This window comes from Pseudomonas kribbensis, assembly GCF_003352185.1.
Lineage (GTDB): Bacteria > Pseudomonadota > Gammaproteobacteria > Pseudomonadales > Pseudomonadaceae > Aquipseudomonas > Aquipseudomonas kribbensis.
The window spans coordinates 5417912-5439301 of sequence record NZ_CP029608.1 but is presented as its reverse complement, the minus strand read 5'-3'; the positions used below and the strand labels follow the sequence as shown (position 1 = coordinate 5439301).

Annotated in this window: 17 protein-coding genes; 7 read left to right on the top strand and 10 right to left on the bottom strand. The window is 60.6% G+C overall.

The window, feature by feature from the left end; translation table 11 throughout:
* Nucleotides 1–157 precede the first annotated feature (157 nt).
* Nucleotides 158–1411, bottom strand: coding sequence for a serine hydroxymethyltransferase (gene glyA / locus DLD99_RS24835; RefSeq protein WP_007950978.1), 1254 nt, complete (start codon nt 1409–1411; stop codon nt 158–160).
* Between the two features lie 225 nt (nt 1412–1636).
* Complete coding sequence (locus DLD99_RS24830) at nt 1637–5485, bottom strand: bifunctional diguanylate cyclase/phosphodiesterase (RefSeq protein ID WP_114885647.1); 3849 nt, start codon at nt 5483–5485, stop codon at nt 1637–1639.
* A 294-nt stretch (nt 5486–5779) separates the two neighbouring features.
* On the opposite strand from DLD99_RS24830, the gene ettA reads away from it, so the two are divergent.
* Together ettA and gdhA are read left to right on the top strand one after the other, a co-directional pair.
* Nucleotides 5780–7444: an energy-dependent translational throttle protein EttA gene (gene ettA / locus DLD99_RS24825; protein WP_007950976.1), complete on the top strand. Its 1665-nt coding sequence runs from the start codon at nt 5780–5782 to the stop codon at nt 7442–7444.
* 193 nt (nt 7445–7637) lie between these two features.
* A complete protein-coding gene (gene gdhA / locus DLD99_RS24820; protein ID WP_114885645.1) occupies nt 7638–8975 on the top strand; it encodes an NADP-specific glutamate dehydrogenase in 1338 nt (445 codons plus the stop codon).
* Here gdhA and DLD99_RS24815 read toward each other — a convergent pair.
* From DLD99_RS24815 to DLD99_RS24800, 4 genes are all read right to left on the bottom strand, one after another.
* The gene (locus DLD99_RS24815) at nt 8972–9466 is read right to left on the bottom strand and encodes a GreA/GreB family elongation factor (protein ID WP_114885643.1); all 495 of its coding nucleotides are present in this window, start codon (nt 9464–9466) and stop codon (nt 8972–8974) included. The genes gdhA and DLD99_RS24815 overlap by 4 nt on opposite strands.
* A 70-nt stretch (nt 9467–9536) precedes the next feature.
* Nucleotides 9537–9893 (bottom strand): hypothetical protein, encoded by a 357-nt coding sequence (locus tag DLD99_RS24810; protein ID WP_114885642.1) that lies wholly within the window; start codon nt 9891–9893, stop codon nt 9537–9539.
* An 84-nt stretch (nt 9894–9977) separates the two neighbouring features.
* Nucleotides 9978–11831, bottom strand: coding sequence for an Lnb N-terminal periplasmic domain-containing protein (locus tag DLD99_RS24805; RefSeq protein ID WP_114885639.1), 1854 nt, complete (start codon nt 11829–11831; stop codon nt 9978–9980).
* A 94-nt stretch (nt 11832–11925) separates the two neighbouring features.
* On the bottom strand, nt 11926–12414 hold the full coding sequence (locus tag DLD99_RS24800) for a DUF3015 domain-containing protein (protein ID WP_007950971.1): 489 nt from the start codon (nt 12412–12414) through the stop codon (nt 11926–11928).
* Between the two features lie 322 nt (nt 12415–12736).
* On the opposite strand from DLD99_RS24800, the gene DLD99_RS24795 reads away from it, so the two are divergent.
* Together DLD99_RS24795 and DLD99_RS24790 are read left to right on the top strand one after the other, a co-directional pair.
* Nucleotides 12737–15175, top strand: coding sequence for a Lon protease family protein (locus DLD99_RS24795; RefSeq protein WP_114885637.1), 2439 nt, complete (start codon nt 12737–12739; stop codon nt 15173–15175).
* A 243-nt stretch (nt 15176–15418) separates the two neighbouring features.
* The gene (locus DLD99_RS24790; RefSeq protein ID WP_085712201.1) at nt 15419–15748 is read left to right on the top strand and encodes a PA4575 family protein; all 330 of its coding nucleotides are present in this window, start codon (nt 15419–15421) and stop codon (nt 15746–15748) included.
* Between the two features lie 6 nt (nt 15749–15754).
* Here DLD99_RS24790 and DLD99_RS24785 read toward each other — a convergent pair whose 3' ends face one another.
* On the bottom strand, nt 15755–17587 hold the full coding sequence (locus tag DLD99_RS24785; RefSeq protein WP_114885635.1) for a hypothetical protein: 1833 nt from the start codon (nt 17585–17587) through the stop codon (nt 15755–15757).
* Between the two features lie 162 nt (nt 17588–17749).
* Here DLD99_RS24785 and DLD99_RS24780 point away from each other — a divergent pair, with 162 nt between their 5' ends.
* The 3 genes from DLD99_RS24780 (at nt 17750) to bamJ (ending at nt 19423) form a co-directional block, all read left to right on the top strand.
* Entirely contained in the window at nt 17750–18238 is a 489-nt protein-coding gene (locus tag DLD99_RS24780) for a TIGR00645 family protein (protein WP_065257512.1), read from the top strand.
* 135 nt (nt 18239–18373) lie between these two features.
* Nucleotides 18374–18679, top strand: coding sequence for a DUF6482 family protein (locus tag DLD99_RS24775; RefSeq protein ID WP_114885633.1), 306 nt, complete (start codon nt 18374–18376; stop codon nt 18677–18679).
* Nucleotides 18680–18805: 126 nt separating this feature from the next.
* Entirely contained in the window at nt 18806–19423 is a 618-nt protein-coding gene (gene bamJ, locus DLD99_RS24770; protein WP_114885631.1) for a BamJ family beta-barrel-assembly machinery protein, read from the top strand.
* A 49-nt stretch (nt 19424–19472) separates the two neighbouring features.
* Here bamJ and DLD99_RS24765 read toward each other — a convergent pair whose 3' ends face one another.
* From DLD99_RS24765 to DLD99_RS24755, 3 genes are all read right to left on the bottom strand, one after another.
* Nucleotides 19473–19730, bottom strand: coding sequence for a PA4570 family protein (locus DLD99_RS24765; RefSeq protein WP_085712197.1), 258 nt, complete (start codon nt 19728–19730; stop codon nt 19473–19475).
* Between the two features lie 207 nt (nt 19731–19937).
* A complete protein-coding gene (locus DLD99_RS24760) occupies nt 19938–20279 on the bottom strand; it encodes a zinc ribbon domain-containing protein YjdM (RefSeq protein ID WP_007950963.1) in 342 nt (113 codons plus the stop codon).
* Between the two features lie 125 nt (nt 20280–20404).
* Entirely contained in the window at nt 20405–21373 is a 969-nt protein-coding gene (locus tag DLD99_RS24755; RefSeq protein WP_085712196.1) for a polyprenyl synthetase family protein, read from the bottom strand.
* Nucleotides 21374–21390: the final 17 nt, after the last annotated feature.

The window sequence follows — 21390 nt, the reverse complement described above, 5'->3', positions numbered from 1 at the left end:
GATCGCAAGTGAAAAATGACGAATTGGCATGACCGGTCTGACCAGTTGGGCGCAATGCCCCGACCTTGAGCCATTCGCAGTCCGAAACTTTTTTACGGGCGAAAAAAAAACCGGCCATCACTGGCCGGTTTTTCATGCTGCGGTTTTAACGTCGCAATTAAGCGCCGTATACCGGCAGTTTCTTGCAGATGGCTTTGACTTTTTCACGAACGGCGTCGATCACCGCTTCGTTGTTCAGGTCAGCCAGGATGTCGCAGATCCAGCCGGCCAGCTCTTTGCACTCTGCTTCCTTGAAGCCGCGAGTGGTCACAGCCGGAGTACCGAAGCGCAGGCCGGAAGTGACGAACGGGGAGCGTGGATCGTTTGGCACGGAGTTCTTGTTCACGGTGATGAACGCTTTGCCCAGAGCGGCGTCGGCGTCTTTACCGGAGATTTCCTGCTTGATCAGCGACAGCAGGAACAGGTGGTTTTCAGTACCGCCGGAAACCACGTCGAAACCGCGCTCGATGAACACGCCGGCCATGGCCTGGGCGTTTTTCACCACTTGTTGCTGGTAAGCCTTGAACTCAGGCTGCAGTGCTTCCTTGAAGCAGATCGCCTTGGCGGCGATCACGTGCTCCAGCGGGCCACCCTGGGCGCCCGGGAATACCGCGGAGTTCAGCTTCTTCTCGATGTCGGCGTTGGCCTTGGCCAGGATCAGGCCACCACGTGGACCGCGCAGGGTCTTGTGGGTGGTGGTGGTCACGACGTCAGCGAACGGAACCGGGTTCGGGTAAACGCCAGCGGCGACCAGACCGGCCACGTGAGCCATGTCGACGAACAGGTACGCGCCAACCTTGTCGGCGATGGCGCGGAAGCGCGGGAAGTCGAGGATCTGCGAGTAGGCAGAGAAACCGGCCACGATCATTTTCGGCTTGTGTTCAACCGCCAGGCGCTCGACTTCGTCGTAGTCGATCAGGCCGTTGGCGTCGATGCCGTACTGGATGGCGTTGTACAGCTTGCCGGAGGAGGAAACGCTGGCGCCGTGGGTCAGGTGACCGCCGTGAGCCAGGCTCATGCCCAGGATGGTGTCACCGGCCGACAGCAGGGCCAGGTAGACAGCGGCGTTGGCCTGGGAACCGGCGTGCGGCTGAACGTTGGCGTAGTCGGCGCCGAACAGTTCCTTGGCGCGGTCGATGGCCAGTTGCTCGACAACGTCGACGTACTCGCAACCACCGTAGTAGCGCTTGCCCGGGTAGCCTTCGGCGTATTTGTTGGTCAGTACCGAGCCTTGAGCTTCCATCACCGCTGGGCTGGTGTAGTTCTCCGAAGCGATCAGCTCGATGTGTTCTTCCTGGCGCTGGGCTTCTTGCTCCATGGCGGCAAAAAGATCGGCGTCGTACTTGGCAATAGTCAAATCACGGCTGAACATGGCGGTCCTCAAGGATCGGGGGCAGAAAAGGGGGGCATTCTAACCCAACGGGTTTTGGATGGCATATGAAACGACATCATGTCGCAGACAAGTGGCGTTCATGACCAGATATGTGGCGTCCGTGCCGGCCTTTTCCTGGCCAGCCGGTTCGCACAATAGCCGGGTTGGCGGCAGGATTCCGTGATCGATATCAATCCCTGCTCGCGAAGACCGCCCCGCAGATCTTCAGTCGAACATGAACAGCGCGTCATTGCTGAACTGCGCTTCGAAGCGGGTGGCCGGCATCGGTCGCCCGAACAGATAACCCTGAACCTCGTCGCAACCGTGCTCGCGCAGGAAGTCCAGCTGTTCATGGGTTTCCACACCCTCGGCGATTACCGCCAGATTGAGGCTGTGGGCCATGGCGATGATCGCCCGGGCAATCTGCGCGTCCTGCTCGCCGGACGGCAGGCCGTCGACGAAGGTGCGGTCGATCTTCAGCACGTCGATCGGGAATTGCTTGAGGTAGTTCAGCGATGAGTAACCGGTGCCGAAGTCGTCGACCGCGATGCTCAGGCCGAGGTTCTTCAGGCCGGCGAGGATCTGCATCGCCTCGCTGACTTCGCGCATCAGGATACTTTCGGTCAGCTCCAGCTCCAGGCACGCCGGCGGCAGGCCGGTTTCCTTGAGGATGGTGGCGATTCGCGTGCCGAGCTGGCCGTCGGAGAACTGCCGGGCGGAGATGTTCACCGAGACTTTCGGCACGCGCACGCGGCTCTGGTGCCAGGTCTTGAGCTGACGACAGGCTTCGCTGATGACCCAGTCGCCGACATCCACCACCAGTCCGAGTTCTTCGAGCACCGGAATGAAATCCCCTGGCGGCACCAGCCCGCGTCGCGGATGACGCCAGCGCAGCAAGGCTTCGGCGCCGGTCAGGCGTTTGCCGTCGCCGCTGAACTGCGGCTGGTAATACAGCACGAATTCGTTCTGCTCCAGGGCATGACGCAGGTCGCTTTCCAGCTCCAGACGTTCCAGCGCACTGGCGTTCATGTCGGCCTGATAGAACTGGAAGTTGTTCTTGCCGCGCTCCTTGGCGTGGTACATCGCGGTGTCGGCGTTCTTCATCAGCTGACTGAGTTCGTTGCCGTCCTGCGGGCTCAGGGCGATGCCGATACTGGCGGTGACGAAGAACTCGCGTCCCTCCAGCACGAACGGCCGCACCAGGCTGCCAAGAATCTGCTCGGCCACATGGATCGCACGATTGAGCGCCATCTCGCGGCTGGAGCGGTGCTGCAGGAGTAACGTGAATTCGTCGCCGCCCATCCGCGCCACGGTGTCGTCATCGTCGACGCAGGCCAGCAGCCGGGTGGCCATGTCCTTGAGCATGCGGTCGCCGGCGGCGTGGCCGAGGGAGTCGTTGATCGGTTTGAAACGGTCGAGGTCGAGGAACATCAGCACCACCCACGACTTCTGCCGGTCGGCCGATTGCAGCGCGGTGTGCAGGCGATCCTGGAACAGCGTGCGGTTCGGCAGGTGAGTCAGGGCGTCGTAGTAGGCGAGGCGGTGAATGCGCTGCTCGCTGGCCTTGCGCTCGCTGATGTCGCTGAAGAAGCACACATAACTCGCCAGGTCGCCTTCGTCATCGAGCACCGCAGTGATGCCGACCCACGCCGGGTAATGCTCGCCATTGCGCCGCTTGAGCCAGACTTCGCCTTCCCAGGTGCTGTGCTGATGCAATTGCTTGAGCACGTAACGCAGGTGTGCGTCCTGTTGTTCGTCGACGGTGAGCATGTTCGGCAACTGATCGAGCACTTCGCTCACCGCGTAACCGCTGACACGACTGAACGCTTCGTTGGCCTGAACGATGTAACCGGCCGGGTCGGTGATCAGGATCGCCGAAGTCGAATGCTCGAATACCGTGGCCGCCATGCGCAGGTCTTTTTCGGCGCGGCGTTGCTGGCTGATGTCGCGACCGACCCCGAGCACGCCTTCGAAGGCGCCGTGTTCGTCCCACACCAGCACCAGGCGCAGTTCGATCGGGATCTTGCGGCCATCGGCGCGCAGGCAGTCGAACAGGAACATCTGGGTCTGCACCTGACTGCGCAGGATGGCCAGTTGCTCGGGTTTGTCCAGGGCTTTGCTGACCCTGTCCATCAGGTGATAGATGCCGTTCAGTTGCTGCGGGTTGGCGATGGTCGACTGCCAGCCGTTCTGGAAAATCCACTCGGCGTCGTAGCCCAGCACCGCTTGCACCGACGGGCTGACGTAGTTGAGCGACAGCTTGCTGTCAGTGGAGAAGATCACGTCACTGATGCTTTCGGCGAGCATCCGGTAGCGCTGCTCGCTGTCGCGCAGGGATTCGCTGGCCTCGATCTGCTCGGTGATGTCCTTGGCCACGCCGATGATCCGCGTGACCTGATCGTGCTTGTCCCGGGCCAGCGCCTGTTCGCGGATATCGAAACGCCGCCACTTGCCGTCGCGATGGCGGAAACGCAACTGGCATTGCAGCAACTGGCTGTAACCGGCGTGACGCTGCATTTGCCGCGAGCGGTGGTAATAGTCGGCGTCTTCCGGGTGCAGGAGGATTTCCCAGAAGTACTCGCCCATCTGGTGCAGTTCGCTGCGGTTGTAACCGAGGGTCTGGCCCAGGTGGTGGTTGCTGAAAATCATCCGCTGGCTGATCACATCCTGCACGTACAGGTGATCCGGCACGGTGCGCACCACGTCCGACCAGAAGCCCTCGCGCTCCAGCAGCGACAGTTCGATCAGCTTGCGGCTGGTGATGTCGTTGATGCTCAGGATCACGGCTTTGTAGTCGTGTTGCTCATGAGGCAGGCGCAGCACCAGCCACAGGTGCTGGTCGCGGCCGTTGATGTCCGGCAGTTTGATTTCCAGTTCCAGCTGCTTTTGTTGCTGGAGTACGGCATCGAGCACTTGATTGCCGATCGCGCACTGGCTGTGCGGGTGACCGTCGATCAGCAGTTGCCAGGCGTGGTCGCAGGAGTTGACGTTGAGCAGTTGCAGCGCCACCTGATTGACCTCGGTGACTCGCAGTTCCTGCAGCAATTGCTGACGCTGTTGCGGTTGATCGAGCCAGGCCTTGAGCTGGTCGCCGGTCTGGATCTGGTTTTTTTCGAAAACCTGTTTCAGTCCCGAAAGATCCAGCACGCACAGCGCCACGCCGGTGCCTTCGAAAATATCCTGATAACGACGGCGCCCTTCATGCACCTGACGCTGACGGCGGCGCATGTTCAGCAAGGCAATGAACGGCAGCAGGGACAGCGCCAGACCCAGCAGGCATTTGCCGATGAACGCCGGCAGCAGCTCTTCGAGCACATGTTGCCGGTCGAACAGCCCGCGCAGTTGCCAGTCGCTGCTGCTCAGCGGCACGGTCAGCACGCTGTTGGCCAGATCTTCGGGTGTCAGGGTGCTGGCCTTGGTGGAAGGCAGGCCTTCGTCACGGCTGATGATCTGGTGATTGATGCGGTTTTCCACCAGCCACAGCGGGCGGATGCCGGTCTCGCCCTGTTTGGTCAGCGAGGCAAAGAAGGTCGGGGTCAGGCGCAGGGCCCAGTAGCCGCGCGTGCTGCCGCTGGCCTGATGCAATAACAGATGCACCACCGAGCCGTCATCGGCGTTGCTGAAATAATGTGCCTGGGCGTGGCTGCGGCGCACCAGATCGCTGAGGTAGTCGGCGTCCTTGCTATCGGTGGCGCTGTCGCTGAGGATTTTCCCCGACGGGCTGAGCAAGGCCATGCTCTGCAGGTCAGGCAAGGATTTCTGCAGCTTGCGCAGCAGCGCCTGCTGTTCGTCGGCAGACTGCGGCTGTTCGACGATCGGTAGCAGATTGAGCGCGATCTGCGCGTTCAGCGACATGTTCAGGCTGACTTGCGAGGCGAGATCGGCGGTGTAATCGATGGTGTACTGACGCTGGTTTTTTTGGGTTTCGCGCAGCTGATCAAGCAGTTGCCAGAACAGCAATGCCAGCAGCATCAGCACCAGCGTCGCCAGCGCGCCTTTCAATGTTCCGCGCAGGGACGAGCCGGGCGCCGGTTGGGTGCTGCTCACAGAGGCTGGCGGAGTGACATTGGACAAGCTGTAATCCTGCGGTTTGGCTGGACTGGCGCGACGTGCACTATAAGCCGGACGCCCAAAGGGCGGCTAGCATGCCTTGAGTTGTGGCGAAGTGCCAGCCCCGCTCGGCTGGACTGCCTTCTGTCATTCAGGTAGCTTTGCCGGTTACGCGGGAGCGTTCCAGCTCCTAGACTCAGACTTTTTCAGCGCGCACGCATTGATGGCCATCAAGTGGTCAAGTGAACGACGCGCATCGGTCTGGCCGGGCATCGCCTGCGCTCCAATCATTCATCTGTCACTGACCCAAGGTTCTCCATGGCTCAATACGTCTTCACCATGCATCGGCTGGGCAAAGTTGTTCCGCCGAAGCGGGAAATCCTGAAAAACATTTCTCTGTCCTTCTTCCCGGGCGCCAAGATCGGTGTACTCGGCCTCAACGGTTCGGGTAAGTCCACGCTGCTGAAAATCATGGCCGGCGTCGACACCGAATTCGAAGGCGAAGCGCGCCCGATGCCGGAACTGAACATCGGTTATCTGCCGCAAGAGCCGCAACTTGATCCGACCAAGACCGTGCGTGAAGTGGTCGAGGAAGCGGTCAGCGTGATCAAGGATGCGCAAGCGCGTCTGGACGAGGTCTACGCCGCTTACGCCGACCCGGACGCCGATTTCGACAAGCTGGCCGCCGAACAGGCCAAGCTCGAAGCGATCCTGCAGGCCAGCGACGGTCACAACCTGGAGCGTCAACTGGAAGTCGCCGCCGATGCGCTGCGTCTGCCGGCCTGGGACGCCAAGGTCGAACACCTGTCCGGTGGTGAAAAACGTCGTGTGGCCCTTTGCCGTCTGCTGCTGTCCGCCCCGGACATGCTGCTGCTCGACGAACCGACCAACCACCTGGACGCCGACTCCGTTGCGTGGCTCGAACACTTCCTGCACGACTTCCCGGGCACTGTGGTAGCGATCACGCACGACCGTTACTTCCTGGACAACGTCGCCGGCTGGATTCTGGAACTCGACCGCGGCGCGGGCATTCCTTATGAGGGCAACTACTCGGGTTGGCTGGAAGCCAAGTCCGATCGTCTGGCCCAGGAATCCAAGCAGCAATCGGCCCACGAAAAAGCCATGAAGGAAGAACTGGAGTGGGTGCGCAAAGGCGCCAAGGCCCGCCAGTCGAAATCCAAGGCACGTCTGCAGCGCTTTGAAGAAATGCAGTCGCAGGAATTCCAGAAGCGTTCGGAAACCAACGAGATCTACATCCCGGCCGGTCCGCGCCTGGGCGACAAGGTCATCGAATTCAAGAACGTCACCAAGGGCTACGGCGATCGCGTGTTGATCGACAACCTGTCGTTCTCCATGCCGAAAGGCGCCATCGTCGGCGTGATCGGCGGTAACGGTGCCGGTAAATCGACCCTGTTCCGCATGCTGATGGGCAAGGAAACTCCGGACTCCGGCAGCATCGAGATCGGCGAAACCGTGCAACTGGCCTGCGTTGACCAGAGCCGCGAAGACCTGGACGGCAGCAAGACCGTGTTCCAGCAGATCTCCGACGGTTCCGACCAGATCCGCATCGGCAACTACGAGATCCCGTCGCGTACCTACGTCGGTCGCTTCAACTTCAAGGGCGGCGATCAACAGAAGTTCGTCAAGGACCTGTCCGGTGGTGAGCGCGGTCGTCTGCACCTGGCGCTGACCCTGAAGGAGGGCGGCAACGTCCTGCTGCTCGACGAACCGTCCAACGACCTCGACGTTGAAACCCTGCGTTCCCTGGAAGAAGCCCTGCTGGACTTCCCGGGCGCCGCCATTGTGATCTCTCACGACCGGTGGTTCCTTGACCGCGTCGCGACGCACATCCTGGCGTACGAAGACGACTCGCAAGCGGTGTTCTTCGAAGGCAACTACACCGAGTACGAAGCCGATCGCAAAAAACGCCTCGGCGAAGCAGCGGCCCAGCCACACCGGGTACGCCACAAGAAACTGGCCTGATTTCAGGTTGGTTGCATGAAAAAGCGGAGCCTTCGGGCTCCGCTTTTTTTTGCCTGCAATCCGCCATGATTTATAGCGTGTGTACTATTTGTTTTCATAAATGCGACATTTTTGTCTGTTGCTGTGTACAGATCGTTTGTTACAGTCCGGCTCAATCTCTTCCAACGACAACAAATTTGCCGAGACTTTTCCCATGATCGAATCCGTCGAATCCTTCCTCGCCCGTCTGAAAAAACGCGATCCGGATCAACCCGAATTTCACCAGGCCGTCGAAGAAGTCCTGCGCAGCCTGTGGCCGTTTCTCGAAGCCAATCCGCACTATCTGACCTCGGGGATTCTGGAGCGCATCTGCGAGCCGGAGCGGGCGGTGGTGTTCCGGGTGTCGTGGGTCGACGATCAGGGCAAGGTGCAGGTCAATCGGGGCTTCCGCATCCAGATGAACAGCGCCATCGGCCCGTACAAGGGCGGTTTACGCTTCCATCCCTCGGTGAATATGGGCGTGCTGAAATTTCTCGCCTTCGAACAGACCTTCAAGAACTCCCTGACTTCGTTGCCCATGGGCGGCGGCAAGGGTGGTTCGGACTTCGATCCGAAGGGCAAGAGCGACGCTGAAGTCATGCGTTTCTGCCAGGCGTTCATGAGTGAGCTGTACCGCCACATCGGCGCCGACGTGGACGTGCCGGCGGGCGATATCGGTGTCGGCGCACGGGAGATCGGTTTCCTGTTCGGTCAGTACAAACGCCTGAGCAACCAGTTCACCAGCGTGCTGACCGGCAAGGGCATGACTTACGGCGGCAGCCTGATCCGCCCGGAAGCCACCGGTTTCGGTTGTGTGTATTTCGCCGAGGAAATGCTCAAGCGCCGCGAGCAGACCGTTGAAGGCAAGCGCGTGGCGATCTCCGGCTCCGGCAACGTAGCGCAATACGCGGCCCGCAAAGTGATGGATCTGGGCGGCAAGGTGATTTCCCTGTCCGATTCCGAAGGCACGCTGTATTGCGAGGCCGGCCTGAGCGAAGAGCAGTGGCTGGCGCTGCTGGAGCTGAAAAACGTCAAGCGTGAACGGATCAGCGAGTTGGCGGCCGCATTCGGCCTGGAATTCCGCGCCGGTCAGCTGCCATGGTCGTTGCCGTGCGATATCGCACTGCCATGCGCCACCCAGAATGAACTCGACGCCGAAGCCGCCCGCACCTTGCTGCGCAACGGCTGCATCTGTGTGGCCGAGGGCGCGAACATGCCGACCACCCTTGAGGCTGTGGATATCTTTATCGAGGCCGGCATCCTGTTCGCGCCGGGCAAGGCATCGAATGCCGGCGGCGTGGCGGTCAGCGGTCTGGAGATGTCGCAGAACGCCATGCGCCTGCTGTGGACGGCGGGCGAGGTGGACAGCAAGCTGCACGGGATCATGCAGTCGATCCACCACGCCTGCGTGCATTACGGTGAGGAAAACGGGCGGATCAACTACGTCAAAGGCGCGAACATCGCCGGCTTCGTCAAGGTCGCCGACGCGATGCTGGCGCAGGGCGTGGTTTAAGGCAGATCGATGCGGATCACTTCGATCAGTTGATTGCCGGCCGGACGCTGCCACAGCACTTCGTCGTTGAGTCGCGCGCCAAGTAGCGCGCGGCCCAGCGGTGAGGCCCAGTTGATCAGGCCGTTGGCGGCATCGGCCTGATCTTCGCCGACCAGTTGCACCCGGCGCTCGGTGTTGTGTTCGTCGGCGTAGGTCACCCAACTGCCGATCTGCACCTTTTCGTTGGACGTCGGGGCTGGCGCGACCTGAGCGCTGCCGACCCGCTGATTGAAATAACGCAAATCCCGTTCGAGATCGGCCAGCCGCTGTTTGTCGGCCTGTTCGCCCATGGCCGTCTGTTCGGCGTGCAACGTCTGCAGCTCGGCGACTTTCGCCTGCAACTGGGCAAGCCCCTGCGGCGTGACGTAATTGGGCTGCGTGCTGACCTGCCGTTCGACCGGCTGATCGGCTTGCGCAGCGGCGTTGTCTTCGTTGACGAAAGCACGGCTCATGGTGACCTCCTGTGACAACCGTTGGGCCATGGTCGCAGGCTAAGGGTTTCGTCGGATGTCTGAAAACGACTTACTGCGAACGATAAGCCCGCGCGGCGCCCTGATCCTTCTGTTGCTGCCAGGCCCGCTCGCGCTCATCCCAGTGTTCGTTGCGATACTCCTCGCGATCCTTGTTTTCCAGCATCGCCTGACACTGGCGGAAACCGTCGCTCCAGCCCTCGGCGTATTGCGGATCCTTGAGATAGCGCGGCACGTTCTTGCGAAACTCGCCGCTGATCGAACCGGCCGCCTGCCTACCGCTGATGCAACCGTCATCGAAACCGTCGGCGAACGCCGGTGGATAACCCTTGGCGATCAGATCTTCGTGGGTGCTTTGACAGCCACCCAGCAACAGCAATACACCCACAAAACCCGCACACCGCCACATCTGACTCTCCCGCGCCGTTCTCCGGCTGACAGGGAAAGTCTAGAAGCGGATTCGTCGACGGGGTGTGAAAGGAAGATCAAAACCTCAGTAGTGATACCACTTCACTTCCAGCATCACTTCGGTCTCGGGCGTGGCCAGATGGCTGAATTCACGCTGCGCGCTCAGGCGCAGGCCCAGGTTGCGAGACAACTCCCACTGTTGATTCAGACTCAGGCTGCGGCGCACTTCGCCGTTGAAGAAGTAATCGCCCTTGGCCTCCACACTGAGATTGCCCAACGGATTTTTCCACAGCACACCGGTATTGAAACCGCCTGCGGGGGAAACGAACCCGGCGAAATCATTGTTGTGTTCAACACGCACGGTGCCGAGCGCAAACCCCAGTACATCATCACCCAGCGCCCAGGTTCCGCCACCGCCACCGTTGACATGGCTGACCAGGGTTTCGTCGTCATGCTTGCCCGGCACTCGCTCCAGACCTCCGGTGACTTGCCACGACAGCGGCTGCAGTAGCGCATTGCGCGGCGTCAATGAGCGGATGGTCGCCAGATCCAGTTGCTGGAACTGCCAGTGATTGCCTTCGTACTGGCGCAGCTTCATCTGCAGGATTTCGATCTGCGCGCCGAGGGGGAAACTCTCGGCGTTGTCGTTGAGGTCGTGATAGGCCATGCGCAAGCCGTACTCGCCAAACGCGCGGTCGCCGCGAGTGCCGAGGCCAGCCTGCCAGGTGCGTGATTCATGGCCATCTTCGGGCAGGCCTGGCTGCGGGATTTGCAGCTCCGGCGCCGGGTTCTTGTTGATCGCCCGCAGCAGTTCAAAACTGCGCTGTGCCCGTTGCGGATCACGTTCCTGGCCGTTGGCACGGTAGCGCTCCAGCCGATACGCCGCGTCGACGATCAGTGCTTGCCGGTCACGGGGCAGGGCCTTGAAGGCCGGGTCCTGCAATTGCTGCTGGTCGGCGCTGACTTTCAGCACCCAGTCCTGTTCTTCGCCGGTCAGTGGCTCTGCGCGGCTGAGCAATTCACGCTCGCGGGACGGGCGGTATTCGATGTGCTCGACCAGCCCGGCTTCTTTCACCGCTTTGACGGTGTCGGTGGGGATCGCGGTCAGCGGGAATTGCTCGGTCAGGCGCAGGCTCGGGCGCGCCACCTGCAACAGTTCGAGCAGGCGATAGGAGCAGTTTTCGTCGAAGAAGAAATAGTCGAACTGAATCTGCTTCAGCTCCCACACATGCTCGACCATGCGTGCGGTTTCGGCTTGTGTCAGGTTGAGCCGGTATTCCCACAGGTCGCGGTTTTCCAGGCTGCGGTATTCCGAGAGTTTTTCCTGATATGGCACCAGCGCGAACAGACCCGGATAACCGCCCATCAGGCCTTTCCAGGCATACAGGATGCTGTTGTCCGAGCCTTCGATGTAGGCGCCGAAGTTGATCGCGTAGCTGAGCAGCGAGGTCTTGTCGCTCTGCACATCGGCCTGATCGATGCGCAGCAGGGTGTGGCCGAACATCGACGACGGGCTGTTGAGGTAGGCCGCCGGGAAAATCATCACCGCGCTGTGGGGCGAGACGTCCTTGAACCATTTCTTGAATTCGGCGCAGTCCGGCGTCGGCAGGTCGGTCAGGTTGAGCTGATCTTTCAGCCAGCGCGTGCGGGCCGGGTAGACGCACTGGGCGTGTTGCTCACCGAGACTGGCCGGGGCGTACAGCGCCTGGACCGTGGCGGCCAGTTCATGGTCGGGGTGTTCGTTGCCGTCGGCGGCGATGAAGAACTTTTTGTCGCTGACGTAGCTGCGCCAGCCGCCGAGCTTGGCGGTTTCGTAATGGCCGAGGGAAATCCAGAAGCGGTCGTTGGCCAGTTGCTGCAAACGTTGAGGGTCGATGTGGGGCGCGGCGGACAGCGGGGCGCAGACACACAGCGCCAGCCAGGCAAGGCGTTTGAGCATAGGTGGCAACTTAAGTCGAAAGAAACAAAAGACCCAAGGAGGGCGGGCCGAAAAAACAAAACCCGCTTCCCGAAAGAAGCGGGTGGGGTCGAGCTTAAGCCTGAGTCGCGTACTTGGCCAGACGAGGGTCTGCTTTCAGCACGGCCAGGGTGTTGGTATGCACGTCTTCGGCGGTCACGTCAGCCTTGCTGAAGATCTGCTGGAAGTGCTCGTGAGTGACGGCGGCGAAGTGCGCACGGTCTTCCGGCGCCACGCCCAGTACCACGGCATAGGTCGTCAGCGCTTCGCCGTTGCCTTTTGCCATGTCTTCGGACAGCTCGTTCATCATGCCATTCATGGCAAACCAGGATTTGCCGCCGTAGGTCAGCGAGGCGTTGGTGGAGCAACCGTTGGTGCCGGAAGTCATGCCGAACGTCGCGTTGCCGGAGGTGCCGTTAGTGGTGGATGCCAGGAAGTGTGCCGGGGTGCCACGCTGACCTTCGAACAGCATGTTGCCCCAGCCGCAATCCGGACCGCCTGGCGCCTGAGCCATGGCGTTGATGGATACAGCGGTGAAGAGAGTACCGAGAAGAATCCGTTTCATAGCTTTGTTCTCTTTTATGTGCGTACCAATGGACAGGGTTCTGGCCCCGCTCTCTACATCAAAACGCCACTTGGCGAGTTTTCGTACAGACCTTCTGGCGCCAGTGGGCCGGTATTAGTTCCAGCCGCGCAGTTTGGAGTTTAGGCAGGTTCCCGTGGTTCCGTGATTTTTTGCAGCATATTCGTGATCCAGCCCGGTTTTGCGGGGCCGGCCGTGGGGCTGGCCGGTTGTCTATGCTTTGTCGTGTGGCGCGCCTTGCCAGTGGGGCACGGGCAGCGCCAGAATGCCGCTATCTGCCCCGCCTGATTGTTAAGGAAGCCCGATGCCTGATCCTGTTGCTGCCAGCTTGCGTCTAGCGCCCGAAGCGCTGACCCGTCCGTTTTCCGCTGAACAGTTCAGCTTCACTACCACCAATGATCTGGAGCCCTTTCGCGGTGTGCTTGGCCAGGAACGTGCGGTCGAAGCCTTGCAGTTCGGTGTGGCCATGCCACGCCCCGGTTACAACGTATTCGTCATGGGCGAGCCCGGCACCGGCCGTTTCTCGTTCGTCAAACGCTACCTGAAGGCCGAAGGCAAACGCCTGCAGACCCCGGCGGACTGGGTCTACGTCAACAATTTCGACGAGCCTCGCGAACCTCGTGCACTGGAGCTGCCATCGGGCAGCGCCGCGGCGTTCATCGGCGACATCAACGGCTTGATCGACAATCTGCTGTCGACTTTTCCTGCGGTGTTCGAACACCCGTCCTACCAGCAAAAGAAGAGCGCCATCGACCGCGCCTTCAACCAGCGCTATGACAAGGCACTGGACGTCATCGAGCGTCTGGCCCTGGAAAAAGACGTCGCCCTGTACCGCGACAGCAGCAACATCGCCTTCACCCCGATGCTCGAAGGCAAGGCGCTGGACGAGGCTGAATTCGCCCAGTTGCCGGAGTCCGAGCGTGAACGTTTCCATGAGGATATTTCCGGCCTCGAGGAACGCCTGAACGAAGAACTCGCCAGCCTGCCGCAGTGGAAGCGCGAATCGAGCAACCAGTTGCGTCAGCTCAACGAAGAAACCATCACTTTGGCGTTGCAGCCCTTGCTCGCACCGCTGTCGGAGAAGTACGCGGAAAACGCCGCAGTTTGCGGTTACCTGCAAGCGGTGCAGGTCTATCTGCTGAAAACCGTGGTCGAGCAACTGGTAGACGACAGCAAGACCGACGCCGTTGCGCGCAAGCTGTTGGAAGAACAATACGCGCCGAGCCTGGTGGTCGGCCATCCGGCCAGCGGCGGTGCGCCGGTGGTGTTCGAGCCGCATCCGACTTATGAAAACCTGTTCGGCCGCATCGAATACACCACCGATCAGGGCGCGCTTTACACCACGTATCGCCAATTGCGCCCGGGGGCGCTGCACCGCGCCAACGGTGGTTTCCTGATCCTTGAAGCGGAAAAAATGCTCGGCGAGCCATTCGTATGGGATGCGCTCAAACGCGCCCTGCAATCGCGCAAGCTGAAAATGGAATCGCCACTGGGCGAGATGGGCCGTTTCGCGACCGTGACCCTCAACCCACAGTTCATTCCGCTGAATGTCAAAGTCATCATCATCGGCGCGCGTCAGTTGTACTACACGCTGCAGGACCTCGATCCGGACTTCCAGGAGATGTTCCGTGTCCTGGTGGATTTCGACGAAGACATCCCGATGGTCGACGAAAGCCTGGAACAGTTCGCCCAGTTGCTGAAAACCCGCACGTCGGAAGAAGGCATGGCGCCGTTGACCGCCGACGCAGTGGCGCGTCTGGCGACTTACAGCGCACGTCTGGCCGAACACCAGGGGCGTTTGTCGGCGCGGATCGGTGATCTGTTCCAACTGGTCAGCGAGGCGGATTTCATCCGTCACCTGGCCAACGATGAAATGACCGACGCCGGCCACATCGAGCGCGCCCTGAAAGCCAAGGCTACCCGTACCGGCCGGGTGTCGGCGCGGATTCTCGACGACATGCTGGCGGGGATCATCCTGATCGACACCGACGGCGCGGCGGTCGGCAAGTGCAACGGTCTGACGGTGCTGGAAGTCGGCGACTCGGCATTCGGTGTGCCGGCGCGGATTTCCGCCACGGTGTACCCGGGTGGCAGCGGCATCGTCGACATCGAGCGCGAGGTCAACCTTGGCCAGCCGATTCACTCCAAGGGCGTGATGATCCTCACCGGTTATCTGGGCAGCCGTTACGCCCAGGAATTCCCGTTGGCGATTTCCGCGAGCATCGCCCTGGAGCAATCCTACGGTTATGTCGATGGCGACAGCGCATCGCTGGGCGAGGCTTGCACATTGATTTCGGCCTTGTCGAAAACCCCGCTCAAGCAGTGCTTCGCGATCACCGGTTCGATCAACCAGTTTGGCGAAGTGCAGGCGGTGGGCGGGGTCAACGAGAAGATCGAAGGCTTCTTCCGTCTCTGTGAAGCGCGCGGGCTGACCGGCGAGCAGGGCGCGATCATTCCGCACGCCAACGTCGCCACGCTGATGCTCGACGAGAAAGTGCTGGCGGCGGTGCGCGCCGGGCAGTTCCACGTTTACGCGGTGCGTCAGGCGGATGAAGCGCTGAGCCTGCTGGTGGGCGAGCCCGCCGGTGAGCCGAACGAGGAGGGCGAGTTCCCGGAAGGCAGCGTCAACGCGCGCGTGGTGGAGCGTCTGCGGGTGATTGCCGAAATGATCAGCGAAGAAGACCTGAAAGAAGCCGAGAAGGAACTGGCGCAGGAGACACTGGCCGAGGCCAAACCGGCGTAAGCCAGGCTGCAGTCAGAAAAATGGGAGCCTTGTGCTCCCATTTTGTTTTGTCGCGAACGTCGGCAAATGTGCCATCACTCTGGCGTCAATATTCACACAATGACCATTCGGCGCCTTCTGGTTCTGCGCGGTTGGCGCGGCGGACTTTTCTTCTATTCTCAGCTCAAGGACATCGACAGTATCACGGGATCGAAACAGTCCTTCAGCAAGGGCTGAACACCGGCTTTACCGAGGGTCGCCGCCATGTCGCGCAACCTCTGCCTCACCCGTCAGTGCCTGGGTCTCGTGACCCGAATCGAATGCGCCATCAAGCCGTTGGCCGGCGATACCGGCATGTGGACTTTACTCTTCGCCGCCGGCATGGCCGGTGAACAACCTTCCGCCATCAAGGCCCAGGGCCCGTTCCACGGGCCGGTCGCCGCCGAATCGATCCTCGATACCATCGTCGAAAGCCTGACGATGCACGGCTACGAACTGGCCAATGATCCGCAGATCTGGTCCTTGCACCTGCAAGCCCAGTTGCGGCAGATCAACGGCGGGCGCGGACGCAATCTCGGCGTTTTCGATCATTAGCACCGATCAAGGCGCGGCGCCCTGGGTCTGCGCCTTCTCGAGCTTGACCTCAAAACCGTACTGCACGGTGGCGAGGTCGGTTCGCTGATAGGTTTCCACCTGCGTCGGGCGGCCGTAGAAATAGTGCACGCCGAACAGCGCCGGGCCTTCTGCGCTCGCGTCGTGGCTGACCGAAAGGATCTGCTTCAGGTAGTTGCCGCTGTCGTCCTTGACGAAGAATCGCCATTCGTTGGCCGGAAACAGCTTCAGGTTGACCACCAGTTCGTTGTTCCTGATTTCCAGACCTTTGGGCAATGCCTTGGCTTCGTAGGACTGTTTCGCCACCGTGGCGAGGAACAGTGGCATCGAACCGACGGCCACTGCCGGGGTTTCCGGAAACAGGTTCAAGTCATACGTGATGGTCGCTTGCAGCGGATCCACCTGATACGCCTCGGCCGGCAGTTCGATCGGCTCGTCGAGTTTGCCGTTGTGTTTTTCAGTGAAGAACGTCACCGGGCTTTCGCCGGGAGCCAGGTCGTCGCCCAGCAGTTCGTCATTGAAGGTCTTGCGGTGATCGAACTCGATGCGGGCGGCGCTGGGTTCTTCCACTGACTGGCGGATATGGATGCTTTTCTTCAGGTCGTCCTCGGTCAATGACGCACCCTTGAGCCAGTTAGGGGCCTGGTCGTCGTAGACGGTGATCGCCAGATCCAGCGGCTGCACGGTCTTCGCCGTGGTGTGCGAGTCGAATTCGCGGATCGGCAGGTCCAGTGGCTTGCGGGTGACGGTCGCCTCGGAAAAATCCAGCACGCTGACTTCAAGGGTGTCGATCGGGCCGTTGAAGTAAACCTTGTTGTAGCGGCGCGTATGCTGCTGTTCGAAGGTGCGCTGGTCGTCGTTCAGCTGTTTCTCGAGATCCTCGCTCCAGGCCTTTTGCTGTTGCAGGTGCGCCAGTTGTTTTTGATAGAAGGTGATCTGTTCGGGGCTTTCGTTGATAGCGCCGGCGCGCACCAGGTATTGCCCGGTCGTATCGCGGGCCTGGACGATCAGCGGATTGAGCGGCGTGCTGGCGACTTCCGGGGCAAGCGGCAGGCTGTTGCTGAATTCGACTTCGGCGTAGTTCTTTTCCAGCTTCAGCAGTTTCACGCTGAGGTTGGCATCGGTCCGGGTCTGGCCGACGTCTTTTTTGCCCAGGTCGAAACTGTGCAGGCGTTTCGGGGCGATGACTTCCACCTGACCTTGCAGGCTCACCGGACGCGGCCGGGTTTTCTTGTCGGCGTCCAGACCTTCGATGAACGGGTAGGTCACGGTCAGGTCATCGGGGTTGGTGACGTTGGAGCTGGAAGGGCTCAGTTGGATGCCCGGATCGGTTTCCGACCATTCCGGCTGGTAGGCGATCACCCGTTTGTTGCTCAGGGTCACCGATTGCCATTCCACGCCATGGGGGAACAGAAACCCGCCCGGAATGTTGAGGTTGAAGGGGAACACCGGCTGCAGGTCGGTGAGGTAATCGGAACTGGCGTCCTTGTGCAGCACGAACAGGCCGTTGATGAAGGTATCGACCAGCGCTTGAGGCGTCGGGTAATGCTTGAGCACGCCGAGGGCGTCTTCGCCGTATTCGGTTCTGGGCGGTTTGTTGTCGAGACGTTGTTGCGCGCGCTCCAGCAGCAGTAGCGAGCCGCCGAGTTCGGTCACGGCATCCTTGAGTTTCGGATCGGTGATGGCGTCCAGCGAATGTTCGAACTGCGCGGTCTTCTGTTCGAGGCTGAGCGGGTGTTTTTTTTCTTCACCGGGCGAGCAGCCTCCGACCGATAAGGCGAAGCAAATTCCGGCAGTCATTAACGGCAATCGCACATCCATTTCCAGTCGTCCTGTCCACTGTCGCTGGGCTGTCAATGGTTTGGACACTAGCAGAAAAACTTTGATACACACACGCAGGTGGCGGATTTTCGGGCGGTTTCTGGCTGTCATGGGGGGCTGGTATACTCGCCGCCGATTACAACCCCCCTTGTGTGAGAGTCAATGGAACGCTTTATCGAAAATGCAATGTACGCCACGCGCTGGCTGCTGGCGCCGATCTACATCGGGCTGTCCCTCGGGCTGCTGGCGCTGGCATTGAAATTCTTCCAGGAAGTGTTTCATGTCATTCCCAACGTGTTCTCCATGGCCGAGTCCGAGCTGATTCTGGTGCTGCTGTCGCTGATCGACATGGCGCTGGTCGGCGGCTTGCTGGTGATGGTGATGATTTCCGGCTACGAGAACTTCGTGTCCGAGCTGAACATCGACGAAGGCAAAGAGAAGCTCAGCTGGCTGGGCACCATGGACTCCTCGTCGCTGAAGATGAAAGTGGCGGCGTCGATCGTGGCGATTTCTTCGATCCACCTGCTGCGGATCTTCATGGACGCCAAGAACGTCGATCCCCAGCATCTGATGTGGTACGTGATCATCCACATGACCTTCGTGGTCTCGGCGTTTGCCATGGGTTACCTGGACAAGCTCACCAAGCACTGATGAGTTGTCGAAAGTTGTAACAAAACCGCCCGTCTGTTGCGAAACAGACGGGCGGTGTCGTTTGTGGCTTGTGCTTTGGTGCGCCGAGGCATATCCCTGTAGGCGTCCCGGCTCGCCACAGCGTGAGGTGCGTTCATGAACCTGCAAGAGTTGAATGCGTTTGCCATCGCCAGGAAGGTCGATGAGCTGAACCTGATCTCCATGGAGGGCGGAATCTACCTGCTCGAGGCGCGGATGCACGGCGCGGCGTACCCGTTGAGCGATCCCCAGGGCAAGATGCTGATGCTGCGTTCGGTGGAGCATGCCCGGGATGTCCTGCACAACTTTCCGGTGCTGCCGTTCAACCTGGTCCACACCTCGGTGCACGACGAAATGTGCGGACTTGGTGCCAGTGCGGAAGAAAGCCTGAAAGTCCCGCTGGCCTGGCGCTCGGCACTGTAGGGCCGAGGGCCTGATCAATGGCGGAACATCTGTGCTAGTCTGCTCGCCCTTTTGGTTCCGGGCGCGCCGGGACGCGCTGTGCACGCACGGCATGTCCTGAGGCCGTCCGCACAGCGGAGCAGTGTCATGTCCGAAGTAAATCTGTCCACCGACGAAACCCGCGTCAGCTACGGCATCGGCCGTCAGCTGGGTGACCAGCTGCGCGACAACCCGCCACCGGGTGTCAGCCTGGACGCCATCCTGGCCGGTCTGACCGACGCATTCGCCGGCAAGCAAAGCCGTGTGGGTCAGGAAGAGCTGTCCGCCAGCTTCAAAGTGATCCGCGAAATCATGCAAGCCGAAGCCGCTGCCAAGGCTGAAGCCGCCGCTGGCGAAGGTCGTGCGTTCCTGGCCGAAAACGCCAAGAAAGACGGCATCACCACCTTGGCTTCCGGTCTGCAATTCGAAGTGCTGACTCAGGGCGAAGGCGCCAAGCCATCCCGTGAAGACAACGTGCGTACTCACTACCACGGCACACTGATCGACGGCACTGTGTTCGACAGTTCCTACGAGCGTGGCCAGCCTGCAGAATTCCCGGTTGGCGGCGTGATTGCCGGCTGGACCGAAGCCCTGCAACTGATGAATGCCGGCAGCAAATGGCGTCTGTACGTGCCGAGCGAACTGGCTTACGGCGCTCAAGGCGTTGGCAGCATCCCGCCGCACAGCGTTCTGGTGTTCGACGTCGAGCTGCTCGACGTTCTGTAATCCCGTTACCCTGCACAAGCGTGGCTTGTGCAGGGTTTCTCCGCCGTTCTCATACTTCGATCTTGTGATGCAGCTCACTGGTCGGGCGCAACGCCCGGGCATAGCAGAACAGGAACAGATTGCGCACCAGCTCCTTGAGCACCATCGGTTCGCTGGAACTCAGGCCACTGACGTCCAGATCCCCTTGATCCTGCAATTCATGCAGGGCTTCTTCTTCCAGTACTGCACAGACTTCCCCGGTTTCCCGATGCAGGATCCTGAGGTACGGGTGCGGGCGATCCAGCCAGGCGTCGATCAAATAAGTCATGGTTCTCATCTCCATTGAAAGGGTTTCAATGAGAATAATTCTTATTCGTCAAATAGCAAGCGCCTATTGGCGGTTCGCGATTTTTTATGGGTAAAGATTGCGTAAGGTCAAAACGGCTGGCGTTTGGCTATTGCGTGGTTTTGCTGGAGATAGCGGGGGAGGGCGAAGCTCCATCCCACGGCGGGCGCGGGATGGAGGACAGCAGACTCAGACTTTTCTGACGAACTCGGATTTGAGTTTCATCGGGCCGATGCCGTCGATCTTGCAGTCGATGTCGTGGTCGCCGTCGCACAGACGGATGTTCTTCACCTTGGTGCCGACCTTGACCACCAGCGAGGTGCCCTTGACCTTCAGGTCCTTGATCACGGTGATGGTGTCGCCGTCCTGCAGGACGTTGCCGACCGAATCTTTCTTCACGGCATCATCGGACGCCACTTCGGCTTCACCGCCGGCAGACCACTCGTGGGCGCACTCCGGGCACACCAGTTGGGTGCCGTCTTCGTAGGTGTATTCGGAATTGCATTTCGGGCAGGGTGGCAACGTGCTCACTAAGGCTCCTTGGAGAGGGGGTTGTTAAAAGTCGCACATTGTATAAGGTTTTAGCTGCGGATGGCAGGCAACAAAAAACCGCAGGCTCCGGCGGAGGCTGCGGTTTCTTGATGGTGCGGCGTTGATCAGTGCGTGCGGGCGACCGCGAACTCGCTCAGTTCAACCAGTGCATCGCGGTATTCGCTGGCCGGCAGCGCTTCGAGGCACTTGATCGCACGGGCCACATAATCGCGAGCCAGTTGTGCGGTGTACTCCAGCGAACCGGACGCCTCCACGGCAATGCGGATGCTTTCCAGGTCTTCGATCCCGCCTTTCTGGATCGCCTGGCGTACCAGTGCGGCTTGCTCTGGCGTGCCTTCGCGCATTGTGTAGATCAGCGGCAGGGTCGGCTTGCCTTCGGCCAGATCGTCACCGACGTTCTTGCCCAGGGTTTCGGCGTCGCCCTTGTAGTCGAGCAGGTCGTCGACCAACTGGAACGCCACGCCCAGGTGATCGCCGAAGGTGCGCAGGGCTTCGCTCTGCTCGGCGGTGGCACCGGCCAGCGCCGCGGCGCTGTGGGTCGAGGCCTCGAAGAGCATCGCGGTCTTGCCGCGGATGACTTCCATGTAGGTTTCTTCGGTGGTGCTGGCGTCACGGACCTTGGACAGCTGCAACACTTCGCCTTCGGCGATGATGCGCGTGGCCTGGGACAGGATCTTCATCACCGGCATCGAACCCAGTTCGACCATCATTTCGAACGAGCGCGAGTACAGGAAGTCGCCGACCAGCACGCTCGGGGCGTTGCCCCACATGGCGTTGGCGGTCGAGCGGCCACGGCGCATGCCGGACATGTCGACCACGTCGTCATGCAGCAGGGTGGCGGTGTGCAGGAATTCGATGGTGGCGGCCAGCAGGCGCAAGTCGTCGCCTTCGCGACCGAGGGCCTTGCCGCACAGCAGCACTAATAAAGGACGCAGGCGTTTACCGCCGGCCGACGTGATGTAATCGCCGATTTTCGATACCAGCGGCACTCGGGAAGTCAGCTGCTTCTTGATGATGCCGTCGACGGCGCTAAAATCGTCCGCCACCGCGCGGTAGAAAGCTTGGGGTTGCATCAGCGACAGGTGCTCCA

Coding starts and splice junctions, on each gene's coding strand:
- DLD99_RS24765 (WP_085712197.1), bottom strand. CDS start 19,730: ATGACTTATTTGATCGACGCCTGGCTGGATCGCCCGCACCCGTACCTC.
- DLD99_RS24780 (WP_065257512.1), top strand. CDS start 17,750: ATGGAACGCTTTATCGAAAATGCAATGTACGCCACGCGCTGGCTGCTG.
- ettA (WP_007950976.1), top strand. CDS start 5,780: ATGGCTCAATACGTCTTCACCATGCATCGGCTGGGCAAAGTTGTTCCG.
- DLD99_RS24790 (WP_085712201.1), top strand. CDS start 15,419: ATGTCGCGCAACCTCTGCCTCACCCGTCAGTGCCTGGGTCTCGTGACC.
- DLD99_RS24805 (WP_114885639.1), bottom strand. CDS start 11,831: ATGCTCAAACGCCTTGCCTGGCTGGCGCTGTGTGTCTGCGCCCCGCTG.
- DLD99_RS24755 (WP_085712196.1), bottom strand. CDS start 21,373: ATGCAACCCCAAGCTTTCTACCGCGCGGTGGCGGACGATTTTAGCGCC.
- DLD99_RS24815 (WP_114885643.1), bottom strand. CDS start 9,466: ATGAGCCGTGCTTTCGTCAACGAAGACAACGCCGCTGCGCAAGCCGAT.
- DLD99_RS24785 (WP_114885635.1), bottom strand. CDS start 17,587: ATGGATGTGCGATTGCCGTTAATGACTGCCGGAATTTGCTTCGCCTTA.
- DLD99_RS24795 (WP_114885637.1), top strand. CDS start 12,737: ATGCCTGATCCTGTTGCTGCCAGCTTGCGTCTAGCGCCCGAAGCGCTG.
- gdhA (WP_114885645.1), top strand. CDS start 7,638: ATGATCGAATCCGTCGAATCCTTCCTCGCCCGTCTGAAAAAACGCGAT.
- DLD99_RS24800 (WP_007950971.1), bottom strand. CDS start 12,414: ATGAAACGGATTCTTCTCGGTACTCTCTTCACCGCTGTATCCATCAAC.
- bamJ (WP_114885631.1), top strand. CDS start 18,806: ATGTCCGAAGTAAATCTGTCCACCGACGAAACCCGCGTCAGCTACGGC.
- DLD99_RS24810 (WP_114885642.1), bottom strand. CDS start 9,893: ATGTGGCGGTGTGCGGGTTTTGTGGGTGTATTGCTGTTGCTGGGTGGC.
- glyA (WP_007950978.1), bottom strand. CDS start 1,411: ATGTTCAGCCGTGATTTGACTATTGCCAAGTACGACGCCGATCTTTTT.
- DLD99_RS24775 (WP_114885633.1), top strand. CDS start 18,374: ATGAACCTGCAAGAGTTGAATGCGTTTGCCATCGCCAGGAAGGTCGAT.